General features: G+C 45.0%; 9 protein-coding genes. 2 read left to right on the top strand and 7 right to left on the bottom strand.

Annotated elements, in window-relative coordinates; all coding sequences use genetic code 11:
- Positions 1–104 precede the first annotated feature (104 nt).
- Positions 105–1,373, top strand: a complete 1,269-nt coding sequence (locus F551_RS0108690; protein WP_018997111.1) for a hypothetical protein — start codon at positions 105–107, stop codon at positions 1,371–1,373.
- On the opposite strand, the gene F551_RS0108685 is transcribed toward F551_RS0108690, so the two are convergent.
- Genes F551_RS0108685 through F551_RS0108670 form a run of 4 tightly spaced genes read right to left on the bottom strand, consistent with a single transcriptional unit; the run spans position 1,340 to position 4,591 of the window.
- Positions 1,340–1,870: a GNAT family N-acetyltransferase gene (locus F551_RS0108685; protein WP_018997110.1), complete on the bottom strand. Its 531-nt coding sequence runs from the start codon at positions 1,868–1,870 to the stop codon at positions 1,340–1,342. The genes F551_RS0108690 and F551_RS0108685 overlap by 34 nt on opposite strands.
- The gene (locus F551_RS0108680; protein WP_018997109.1) at positions 1,870–2,955 is read right to left on the bottom strand and encodes an N-acetylneuraminate synthase family protein; all 1,086 of its coding nucleotides are present in this window, start codon (positions 2,953–2,955) and stop codon (positions 1,870–1,872) included. Before F551_RS0108680 ends, F551_RS0108685 begins: the two co-directional genes overlap by 1 nt.
- A gap of 2 nt (positions 2,956–2,957) precedes the next feature.
- On the bottom strand, positions 2,958–3,806 hold the full coding sequence (locus F551_RS0108675) for an SDR family oxidoreductase (protein ID WP_018997108.1): 849 nt from the start codon (positions 3,804–3,806) through the stop codon (positions 2,958–2,960).
- Positions 3,806–4,591, bottom strand: coding sequence for a cytidylyltransferase domain-containing protein (locus F551_RS0108670; RefSeq protein WP_018997107.1), 786 nt, complete (start codon positions 4,589–4,591; stop codon positions 3,806–3,808). The genes F551_RS0108675 and F551_RS0108670 overlap by 1 nt, the downstream gene beginning before the upstream one ends.
- 186 nt (positions 4,592–4,777) lie before the next feature.
- On the opposite strand from F551_RS0108670, the gene pseB reads away from it, so the two are divergent.
- On the top strand, positions 4,778–5,938 hold the full coding sequence (pseB, locus tag F551_RS0108665; protein WP_033404868.1) for a UDP-N-acetylglucosamine 4,6-dehydratase (inverting): 1,161 nt from the start codon (positions 4,778–4,780) through the stop codon (positions 5,936–5,938).
- 54 nt (positions 5,939–5,992) lie between these two features.
- Here the strand turns inward: pseB and F551_RS0108660 are convergent, their stop codons facing one another.
- The 3 genes from F551_RS0108660 to gltB all read right to left on the bottom strand — a co-directional run bounded on the left by F551_RS0108660 (position 5,993) and on the right by gltB (position 12,459).
- On the bottom strand, positions 5,993–6,937 hold the full coding sequence (locus F551_RS0108660; protein ID WP_018997105.1) for a hypothetical protein: 945 nt from the start codon (positions 6,935–6,937) through the stop codon (positions 5,993–5,995).
- 77 nt (positions 6,938–7,014) lie between these two features.
- Entirely contained in the window at positions 7,015–7,677 is a 663-nt protein-coding gene (locus tag F551_RS0108655) for a MarC family protein (RefSeq protein WP_018997104.1), read from the bottom strand.
- A gap of 222 nt (positions 7,678–7,899) precedes the next feature.
- A complete protein-coding gene (gene gltB / locus F551_RS0108650) occupies positions 7,900–12,459 on the bottom strand; it encodes a glutamate synthase large subunit (RefSeq protein WP_018997103.1) in 4,560 nt (1,519 codons plus the stop codon).
- Positions 12,460–12,464: the final 5 nt, after the last annotated feature.

Genomic DNA, 12,464 nt, shown 5'->3' with positions numbered 1-12,464 from the left:
TATAATCGAATGTCGTGACGAAATAGCTAACAGGATTAAATTGATTTTGATTCCTGTGTTATCCTTGTCTGATCTGTGTCCAAGAGTTGAGTGTCAGGTTGCAAATGTATCATAAACGAAAGCGACCTGCTCCTTTTGCTTGGTTAAGTGCTGCGCTCTTTTTAGCGCTTTTGGCACTAATACCTCTTTTGGCAGCACGTATTGTTTCTGATACTTTTAGTCGTCACGGTATGGATTTTGACGTTACGCCTGGTTCTCTTGCTGAGACACGAGATGTGATCGATCAACGTTTCCAGTCTCTAATGTCTGGTCAGGGGTCTCGGCGTGAAACTTGGTCGCGATTGGTGAAAGAGCAAGTTGAACGTGGGAATTTGAGAACAGCACATGGCCTGTTGTTGGCAGCTCCGAACATGTTGGATGAGAAGAATTCAGCATCTTTGCTTGTATCGGCTAAAGTTCTCGAGGTTCAAGGTGATGCCGCGATTGAACAAGCCGCGTTAAAATACCTCGATGAAGATGTGCGATATTCATATGAGCAAGCCATTTCACCTTTGAGGGCGATTTGGCGTGCAGCTACGCAAACAGCCGACCCGCAATCAACATTGAGTGAGCAAAGTGACGAAATTATCGATAGAAATGCTTCGGCCAATGCAGGGCTAAACGTACTTGGTGATGAAAGAGATTTGGCGCTACAAGCTGCTCAATGGGTGAGAGGGCAGAAGATTGACAGTTTTGCTTTTACTCTGTCTGGAATCGGTCTTAGTGCCCTTGGAGATAAAGAGCGTGCTGGTGCTTCAATCGTTCGAGCAGCCGACCGTTCGGGCAATATGAATGAAGATTTTAGAAGGCATTTCCAACGTCGATTATTTAATGTTGCTCCGCCCGAACGTATAAAACGCGATCTAACAGTTCGTTTTTCGGGTGCATTGGGAATTGCAGCTAAAGGGGATGTCGTTCTTGATATCATCCGTGAAGGAATTGATGTGAGGGAATTGGAGGGGCTGGAAGAACAGCTGCGTTTAATTCACAGTGTTTCTGAGAAAATTTCTCCACATGCGACCATTCGTTTGCTTTCATATGTACGAAACGATTTGGATCTTCAGCGCGCAATTTTACTTACCGAAGCTGGTGGAGATAGAGCTTTAGCGTTGTTGTCTATGGAAGGTGGATCGGCACTTACGGCAGCACAAACACCAGTTAAATGGACTTCTAAACTTCGTGTGATGATGACGTTGTTAATTGGTATGGGATTAACTCTGGTGTGGTTAACCCTAGATACTTTTTTTCGGTCTATTCGCCGTGGACGCCAAGTTCGCCGAAGTGCGGTTTATGGATTGGATCAGCGCGCTTGGGAAGAAGAAAGCAATCCATAGAATAAACTATTTACCCATTTACCCTCAGTGAAATGTGTCTCGCGATGAGTGCCCTCCAGTTCAAATCCAAGGCTTGGCAAGAATGCTTGTTTGGGTTCATCGATGGAATAAATCTCAGCCCAAATACGATGTAGATTTAACTCTTCAAAGCCGTATTGGATCAGAACTTTACCAGCGTCAGAAGCGAATTTTTCGTCTATATAGAGATCGTCAATTCCCAAATAAATTGAAAAATCCGCATTTTGGTTGATCGCATCTATATAGCACAACCCGCAAGCACCCATGAGTGCGGAATCTGATTTGCGTTCAATCGCAAACATGCGTGTCCGAGGGTCGTTTAGAACATGGTTTTCAAACCATTTTTGTTGCATCTCTGGTGAGATCTCTCTGTACTCTCTGAAGAAGCGACGCATTTCGGGTTTGTTTCGCCATTGACGCAATGGTTCGAGGTCTGTTTGCTCGATGGCGCGTAAATTTACAAATTCACCTGACAGCATTAGCTTTTCGCCTTTGTGTTATCCGGTGTAAGTGCATCTCCAAAAACGAGATCGTCCAGTAATTCACGGCCAATTACAGTATCCAATGCATGAGGTTCATAAGCATTGCGGGGGGCTGGGCGTAGAGCTTCAATATCATCTTGCGATAGAACATGACCTTTAGGTAGAGCATGTTTTACGCGCAAACAGCGACGTTGAACCACGATGCTATCTCCCTCGTTGGGTTCCACGCGTTTCACACCATCCCCAAGAGCGGATTCTAGTTCTCGCGTACGATCCACCATGTCGCGCCATGTGGTAGGTGTCATGGAGAAACCATGATCGGGGCCTTCGCGATTATTGTCATCTGTAAAGTGTTTTTCAATCGCGCGGGCTCCCAATGCAACAGCCCCCAATACAGCAGAATGCCCGGGTGTGTGGTCAGATAGACCAAGCGGCAATCCGGGAAAGGCCATGGCGAATGCTTTGAGAACATTCAAATTCACATTAGCAAAATTATCGTCGCTGCCTGTATAGTTCGTATTACACTGCATTAAGCACAGCTCGCGATTATGCGCGAGAACAGCTTCGGCAGCGCGTATGGATTCTTCCATGTCAGATGCACCAGTGGCAACAAACATAGGTTTTCCGCGTTTGGATACTTCAGAAATGAATTGCGGCCAGCTAACATCGCCAGACCCAATTTTCCAAGCACCACAAAGGTCATCATTCATATCAATCGCAGGGATATCATAGGGAGTCGTCATATAATGAATGCCAGCTTTTTGGCATGTTTCTGCGAGGGTTGGTGTCCATTCACGGGGAAGGTGGAATTCGTCAAAAATATCATAGACTGACTTTTTCCATTTGGACTGGTGCGCCATCTGCCCGCCTAGTTGTTTAAACCCTCGGTCTGACACAATATCTTTGGCTAAGAAGTGTTGGAACTTAGCGCATTCAGCACCAGCTTCTTTTGCTTTCCAAATCAGGTCCTTAGCGCGTTCTAAATCGCCATCGTGAGAGGCAGCAATATCAGCGATGAAATAGGTGGGCTGGTCTAGGGCAATTTCGCGATCATAGACTTTGAAATGATTATTGTAGCGCATGTCTATAATGCCTCATTTGCTAGTTTTTTTGCTGTTTCTTCCAAAGTTGGCAATTGATAGCCGAGCGTGGATTCAGCTTTTGATACATCAAGCCCCAAGCACATCGCGCGTTTGGTAGCTAATTGATGTCCTGTTCCTTCTATCACCCAATCTGGATTGATATTCATGGCTTTTGCCACGGCGTATATAAACTCACCTTTGGATGATACATCTCGTGAGCTGACATTATATATTCCGTTTGCTTGCTTTTGGGCCAAATCCAAACTGATACGAGCCATATCTTGCACATGCAGAGGTGATGCAAAGAAATCCATAAACAGAGTCATCGGAGCTTTGTTCAAGAGGCTTTCTTTCACCCAGCGGCCGTGTCCCTTTTGTGCGCCAACGATATTCGTTCGCAATACTAAAGCTTTAGGCGCTGTCAGGGCCAAATGTTCAGCGAGGTATTTTGAACGTGCATATTCATTGACTAAATCAACTGGAGCATCTTCAGATTGAGGATTGTTGCCACCCTGAGTAAAGTAATGATCGGTTGAGACTTGCAACAGAGGCTTGTCATTTTCACGGCTCCAATCTGCTAGAGTCGATAATGGACGTGTGTTTAGTAAATATGAGCCAGCAGGATCATTTTCACATAAATCTACATAGATATTGGCCGCGCAATTTATGACGCTATCTGGTTTTGTATCTTCGAGAGTTTGATGAAGTTGACTTTGATCTGATAAATCAAAACAAACATCTGCATTTGAACGCGCCGCTGTAATAGCCTGATATCCACGGTCTTTGATTTCTTTGACGAAGCAGGGGCCCAATAGTCCCGTTGCACCAAGAATGAGCCAGCGTTGTGACATTAAGCAGCTATCTCTAATGAAACGGGTGATGTTTCAATGTGGGCATGTTCAGAGAGTGCTAATCTATTTCTATTGATATGTTTCTCGTTGATGGATTGAATATCAGGGCGCATCAAACACATGCGTGCGTATTCAGCTGCGCTAGCCGTTGCAGCTCTGTTTCCCATTGCTTCGTACAATGCCTGCATAAAGAGCAGATCTTCTTTGTAATCGAGCGTCCAGCGCAATGAAGCCAAAGGCTCGCCGGGCCCTTGAAGAGAGGCGCGTTTTATACCTTTTTTGGAGCGTATCCATGGTGTCACATGTTCTCTATCGTATTGCGTATTTGCTTGCTTGTCTGCTTCATACAAATGCTCGGCAGAGAATGCATCACAATCTAAACCATGCGGGAAACGCGCAGGCATATTATTGCAAGCGTAACCAACCCCCTGGCGTTTCAATAAGCTAAGCACACTGTCACATATTTTTGGGTCAATCATGGGGCAATCTGAAGTTACACGCATGACTGTAGTTGCATCAACTTCGCGAGCGGCTTTTGCATATCTAGAAAGAACATCATCTTCCGACCCTCGAGAAACAACATAACCCCAGCTTGCCGCAGCTTTTGCAATAGGATCATTTTCTGCGGTGTCTGGTACAGCACATACCACGACATCAGATTGCGGAATTTGATCGCATCTATCGAGACACCTTTTCAGAGCGGGAGCTCCTCCAAGATCTTCAAGAATTTTACCTGGTAATCTACTCGAATTCCAACGCGCTTGAACGATAATTGCGAGCGTCATGGATACCTCGGAAGCCTTATATGGGTTGTGATTGCTAAATCCAATATCTGCAATCTGAGTAAACCCGAAATTGAAGCTTAAAAATAACCTGCATCCCGTAAACCAATGCTTAAGCCCTTTAAGAGAGTTTGATTCTTAACAAGGCCTTTATCATTTATGTGAAATCTTACAGATTGAGTATTGATCATGACTAAATCTTTCTTCCGAGACTTTATGGATTCTTCTCCTGACCTGAATGGCAAGAATATTCTGGTGACGGGTGGAACGGGAAGTTTTGGAAAAGAATTTGTCAAAATCGTTTCCGAACGTTGGACGCCTAATAAGCTAATTGTGTTCTCTCGCGATGAGCTTAAGCAGTATGAAATGGCGCAGATGTTCCCTCCAGAAGATTATCCATTTATGCGGTACTTCATTGGAGATGTAAGAGATGAAGCGCGTCTGGAAATGGCAATGCGTGGTGTTGATTATGTCATTCACGCTGCCGCGCTAAAGCATGTGCCGATCGCAGAATATAACCCGATGGAATGTATTCGCACGAATGTGTTTGGGGCAGAAAATGTGGTGAATGCTTCCATCAAAGCTGGTGTTAAAACCGTCGTTGCACTCTCGACTGATAAAGCGGCAAACCCGATCAATCTCTATGGTGCTTCCAAGCTTGCAGCTGACAAGGTGTTTGTGGCAGCAAACAATCTATCTGGTGCGAATGGAACAAAATTTTCTGTCGTACGATATGGGAATGTGCTTGGTTCCCGTGGTTCAGTCGTGCCCTTTTTCCGTAAACTCATTTCTGAAGGAGCATATCACCTTCCAATTACAGATCAACGCATGACACGTTTCTGGATTACATTGGAGCAGGGTGTGAACTTTGTGTTGTCAGGCCTTGCGCAAACACGTGGAGGAGAGATTTTTGTACCTAAAATTCCATCATCCACAATCGGAACGCTTGCATCGGCGGTTGCGCCAGATCTGCCTCAAAAAGTTGTCGGCATTCGTCCCGGTGAAAAACTGCATGAGATTATGGTGCCGGAAGATGATGGTCGTTCAACGGTTGAAGTATCTGATCGATATGTAATTTTACCGGCTGGTCGTCAGCGATTAATGGATGATTGGATTGCCGCTGGTGCAAGTCCTGTTGCTGACGGTTTTGCTTATTCATCTGATCAAAATGATGAAGTGTTGGATGAAGTCTCAGTCCTAGAAATGCTCGCGCTGACTTTCCCAGGTGAAAGCCTAAAAACAATGGCTAACAAAATGAAACGCCGTGAGGGTGACACACCTGAATCTCTAGCAGATACAGATATTAGCGTGTCTGGTGCGCCGAAGAAGCGTAGACGGAAAAACGTTTAACTTCGGTCTCGTATTGTAGAGTAATTTCTATCGAGATTTTTTAATTTAACAAATTTAGTTTATTTGGCTAAGCCAACTATAGTAAGAAGCTTTTTCAGCATATTGTTGCTTCAAATGTTCTGAGTCTGATTTTTCTGAAATGACTTGGTAGAGTTCAGATTTCATTTTCATAAAAAGGGATTTCATGAATTTTCCATGTTCAATCCGATAGTGAAATGGTTCTCTAAATTGTAAGTTGTATGGAAGAATTGCTGGCTCTTTTCCATGAAGAGAAGCTATTCGAGTATCGTCAATTCTTTGAGCTAAGAGTTTCAAGAATACAATTGATCTCATCCTGTAACCATATGTAGTGCATATTGAAGACCAGTCGGGGTGATAAGTTGAAACCATCGGATGTTGGGCAGAGGTAAGCAATGATAATGCAGCTGAATGTAGTCTTTTTTTGCATTCAGCTATGAGAATTTCAGGAATAGAGATCTCATTAATTGTTCCGAGAATTGTGGCAGCAGTGCAGAAATTTAATCTATGTGTTTCGATGACCCAAGGAGGGTCACGCGTTGATAACTCATGGAAAAAGCCATATTTTAATTCCTGTAAAATTTGATTCAATGTGTCTACGGGGAGATAAAACTTTTTCTCATTTTCGTGATTTTTTGAACGCGAATTTAAAATGTCCATTTCATGGGCAATAGCAATGTTGGCGACCCAATTCATCATCGAAATTTGACTGAGAGTGTCCCTATTTGTTGGTTCCGTATTTAAATAAAATTCAGCAGCTTTCTGATTAAGTGATTTAGGTCCTAAATGAAGTATTTTGTGTAAATTTCCATCAACGGCAGTCCAGAGATATGAAACATTTTGTATTTCGATGTCGTTGGGAAATGGTCCAATTAGTTGTAGATGATCTAATTCACATGGATCAGGCGTTGGTGAAGCCTGAGCTTCAGATGTAGCCAACGCCAATGCTAGTAGCAACGGAAGACCTAAAAAGAATTTCATAATTGAGCCTTGTACAAAGTTTTGGTGTAAGAGGCCGATATTAACGTTCTTGAAATGGGTGATACTCAAGTTGAAATTCAATGCCCAACGCCAACTAGGCCGAACGCACCTTTGATACCGTCGATCAATAGCTGAACGGAGAGGGCGGCGAGGATAACACCAAAGATACGTGTGATCGCACCAGCAACGCTGTCTCCCATCATGCGGATAAGCGGGGCCGCACCGAGGAACACAAAATAACAGAGCAGTAGGTTGGCTAATATTGCGCCAATGACAATGCCTTGCTCAACGGCGTTGCCGCTGGAGTTTTGCATATAAAGCATAGCCGTTGCGATGGAACCGGGGCCCGCAAGCATAGGTATTCCCAGAGGGAAGACGGACACGTCATCTAGCTCTTTATGTTCTTCATCTTCCAATAGTGCTTCTGCACGGCTTTCGCGGCGTTCTTGGCGTTTTTCAAACACCATATCCAAAGCGATTAAGAATAGGAGAATACCACCGGCTGCTCTGAAAGCATCGATGGATATGTGCAAAGCCCCGAGTAGCCAAGCACCACCAAAAGCAAACCCCACAATAATTATTGCTGCAACTATGACAGATTTAAATGCCATTTTCCGAGCAAACTTGGGACCACCGGGTGCAGTCAAAGATGCGAAAACGGGCGCGACACCGGGAGGGTCGATCAACACAAAAAATGTGACAAATGTGGCGAGTGCGAGGTTCAATAATTCTTGGGTCATTATTCGCGCATATATGCCAAATTAAATAATGGCAACACTAAGCACGGATGAATGCGAGCAAAAAATTGTTTCAGATTGTGTCTAATATCTAAAATTTTTTATGGTTATTGCGCATTCGTAAGAGTTTTGTGCCGATTTGATCTATTTTCAGAATTGAAACAAAACAAAGCGCCGACAGATGTCGACGCTTTGTCTGGGGTCTATACCACAAGCTTATGGAGTTTATTCCGCGGCTGTTGCTGTGGCAGAGTCATCAAGAGGGTTTTCAAGACGGGAGAGCATTTCTTTTGGGCAAACCTGTTTGAAGTTGGAAAGTTCCAATTTCCAATTTGCCAAAATAGAATGGGCAAGCTCTGAACCTGTGCGAGATTGGTGCTCTTGAATGAGGCCTTTTAGTTCTTTTTCCCAATGCTTGGATTTGATTGTATCCCAAACAATTGCATCAGGGTTTGCTAATACGTCGAATTTATCTTCGGGGTCATATATGTAGGCCATTCCGCCTGTCATACCCGCACCGAAATTATCGCCGATTGCTCCAAGGATAACAGCTCTACCACCTGTCATGTATTCACAACCATTGGAACCACACCCTTCAATGACTGCAGTTGCACCAGAGTTACGAACAGCAAACCGTTCTGCAGCCTGGCCGGCGGCGAAAAGGTATCCTGATGTCGCTCCATAAAGACATGTGTTTCCGATGATGGTGTTTTCGTGTGCTAGGAAGCGCGCACCAGATGACGGACGCAGAATAATAGTCGCTCCTGACAACCCTTTTCCTACATAGTCATTGGCGTCCCCGATAACTTCAAGTGTGAGTCCTTTCACACAAAAGGCACCAAGAGACTGACCAGCGGAACCATCCAGAGTTACCCATAAACGGCCTTCCGGAAGTGGGTCATCTGCTCCAAATTTGCGAACAATCGCTGATGAAGCACGTGTACCAATCGCACGCTGAACATTGCGAACTTTATAGTCCACTTGCATTTTCTCGCCTTTTTCAAAGAATGCAGAAGCATCACGTAGGATTTCGGCATCCAATGAATCAGGTACATCATTGCGAAGTGTCGGCTTGTACTCGATTTGTTGATCTGCATCCGCGCGGATCAATAGCGGGTTTAGATCAAGGTCATCAAGGAATTCTGATCCTCGAGACACCTGTGAAAGAAGATCAGTGCGCCCAATAACTTCATCAAGTGTAGAAAAGCCAAGTTCCGCGAGGATATCACGAACTTCTTCAGCAATGTGAGTCATTAGGTTGACCACTTTATACGGCTGGCCAGTGAACTTCTCACGCAGATCATCACGTTGAGTACACACACCGACTGGGCAAGTGTTTGAGTGACACTGGCGCACCATAATACACCCCATGGCCACAAGAGAAGCTGTTCCGATACCGTATTCTTCAGCACCAAGCATCGCAGCCATTACGATGTCACGACCAGTGCGAAGGCCACCATCCGTACGCAATGTAACTTGGTCACGTAGGTTGTTGAGGGTTAGAACTTGATGTGCTTCAGCTAGACCGATTTCCCAAGGTAGACCAGCAAATTTCACTGATGTTTGTGGGCTGGCACCTGTACCTCCAACATTACCTGCTATGAGGATGATATCAGCTTTAGCTTTCGCCACACCAGCAGCAATTGTCCCCACACCTGAACGCGCAACCAATTTCACACATACGCGAATATCAGGGTTGATTTGTTTCAAGTCATAGATGAGTTGAGCCAAGTCCTCGATGGAATAGATATCGTGGTGTGGTGGCGGTGAGATCAAAGTCACGCCGGGTGTTGCATTCCGGTTTTTCGCAATAAATTCCGTTACTTTAAAACCCGGAAGTTGACCACCTTCACCTGGCTTAGCACCTTGAGCGACTTTAATTTCAACTTCTCTACATTGGTTGAGGTATTCGGCTGTTACACCGAAACGACCAGATGCAACCTGTTTGATGGCAGAGTTCATGTTGTCGCCATTCGCCATTGGCTTATAGCGTTCGCGAACTTCTCCACCTTCACCAGACACAGATTTTGCACCAATGCGGTTCATTGCAACGTTCAGCGTACCGTGTGCTTCAGGGCTAAGCGCACCTAGAGACATTCCTGGTGTTACAAAGCGTTTGCGGATTTCGTTGACGGATTGGATGTCTTCTTCTGGAAGTGATTTTCTGGGTGAGTCAAAATCAAGCAGATCACGCAATTGAATTGGGTGTTCTCGGGCTTCTGATTTGATCGCTTCAGAGTATTTTTTCCACTCCGAGTAGCTTCCTGTATCACATGCTTTTTGTAGCTGGTGGATAAGGTCGCCTGTCAAAGCGTGACGTTCACCTGAACGACGAATGCGGTAAAAACCACCAACTGGCAACGCAGTGACTTGTGAATCAAATGCTTTTTCGTGCAGTCCAAGGGCCTTCTTTGCCAAACCATTTAGACCAATACCAGATATCTTTGATGTAAGACCTGGGAAGTAGCTATCAACAAGTGCACGCGAGAGGCCCAACGCTTCAAAGTTATAACCACCACGATAGGACGAAATAACCGATATACCCATTTTAGACATGATCTTAAGAAGACCTGCATCAATGGCTTTTTTGAAGTTTTGAGACGCTTCTTCAAGTGAAATATCAGCGATCAAGCCACGTGCATGGCGGTCTGCAATTGTTTCCATTGCAAGATACGCATTCACACATGTTGCACCAACACCAATGAGTACTGCGTGATAGTGTGTATCCATACACTCTGCAGAGCGTGCTGTGATAGAACAGAAAGAGCGAAGTTCTTTATTGACCAAGTGAGAGTGCACAGCACCCACAGCCAAGATCATTGGAATACCAGCATTCTCAGCGTTTAGAGCTTCATCAGAAAGAACAATGTGTTCTTTACCTTGAGAAACTGCATCTTCAGCTTCAGTACAAATACGTTCCAATGCGGCATGCAAAGTTCCACCGGCCGCTGAGTTGGCTGCGTCTACATTGAATGTACAGTCGATGACAGCAACGCCTTCGCCAAGTGTTTCCACCAGTTTGTTGTACATACCCGTTGTCAAAACAGGGCTGTCTAGAATGAACACATTTGATTGTGCTTCATCATCAGCAAGGATGTTTCCGAGGTTTTTAAAACGTGTTTTCAAACTCATTACACGATCTTCGCGTAACGGGTCGATTGGTGGGTTAGTTACCTGCGAGAAGTTCTGACGGAAATAGTGAGAAAGAGGGCGGTAGCCTTCAGACAATACGGCAAGCGGGCTATCATCTCCCATAGATCCGATGGCTTCTTTTCCACCTTCAATCATTGGTGATAAAATAAGCTCTGTTTCTTCCATTGAGAAACCAGCTGCTGTCTGGCGACGAAGCAATTCATCTTTGTCAAATGTCTTTGGTTCTTTGCCTTCTGTAACACGCTCGTCCAGCTCGATCACATTTTCCAGCCACTCGTCATAAGGGTGTTGAGCAGCAAGCGCGTCGATCACTTCCTTGTGGGAGTAAAATTTGCCTTCATCAATGTTGACGGCAATCATTCCACCAGGAGCTACACGCCCACGGCTTTCAATGCTGTCAGAATCAAGCGGGCACATTCCTGTTTCTGATCCACATGCTAGAATACCATCTGTTGTCAGTGCGTATCGCATCGGACGTAGACCGGAACGGTCTAGACCAGCGACAGCCCACCGGCCATCAAACGCACATACTGCAGCTGGCCCATCCCATGGCTCCATCACAGCATTCGCATAAGCATAAAGCCCTTGGTGCGCTTGAGGCATGACGTCTTCACGCTTGGACCAAGCTTCAGGTATTAGAAGCGTTTTAGCCATTGTTGCTTTTCTGCCCGCACGTACGAGTAATTCAAACGCAGCATCAAGAGCAGCTGAGTCTGAAGAACCTTGCGTAATGACAGGACGGATATCGTCTTTGTGACCTTCAAAAGTGTCTGAAACCATACGGATTTCGTGAGACTTCATCCAGTTCATGTTGCCGTGAATTGTATTGATTTCACCATTGTGAGCCAACATACGGAAAGGTTGCGCCAACCACCATTGCGGGAAGGTGTTGGTCGAATAACGTTGGTGATAAATCGCGACAGAAGAGATGAATTTTTCATCTTGAAGGTCAGGGTAGAATTTGTCGATATCTTCGGCAAGGAACATCCCTTTATAGATGATCGCCTTTGCAGAAAATGAACAAATATAGAAGCTAGGAATGCCCGCTTCACGCACGCGCTTTTCAATGCGGCGGCGACATACATAAAGTATTTTTTCTAATTCAGCTTCGTCGCGTCCTGTGGGGTCACAGAACATAATTTGCTGAATTTCTGGACGAGTGGCATCAGCTTTTTCACCAATCACAGATGTGTCGATGGGAACTTGGCGCCAACCATATACCTGAAAACCAAAACCAACGACTTCAGTTTCAACAATTGTACGTGCGTGCTCTTGAGCGCTTAGATCTTCGCGCGGCAAGAAGATCTGACCAATACAGATAGGTTGGTCTTCGTTGGGCGCATGACCTGTCTTCTTAATCTGCGCTTGGAAGAATGCTTGCGGTACATCCAAACGTATACCTGCACCATCACCAGTCTTACCATCTGCATCTACAGCACCACGGTGCCACACATTTTTAAGAGCTTTAATACCAGCTTCAACAATTTTGCGGTTTGGTGATCCATCCATTTGGACAACTAGACCAACACCACATGCATCATGTTCATCTGCAGGATTGTATGCGTTTGCATCCATTAAACGCTGACGTTTAGCCAGATAGTCTGCTTTATAATTGTTGTTTTGTTCGGTCATCGGTT

Source organism: Hirschia maritima DSM 19733 (assembly GCF_000378345.1).
Classification (GTDB): domain Bacteria; phylum Pseudomonadota; class Alphaproteobacteria; order Caulobacterales; family Hyphomonadaceae; genus Hirschia; species Hirschia maritima.
The sequence above is the reverse complement of the archived record's forward strand: the minus strand, read 5'-3'. Positions and strand labels throughout refer to the sequence as shown.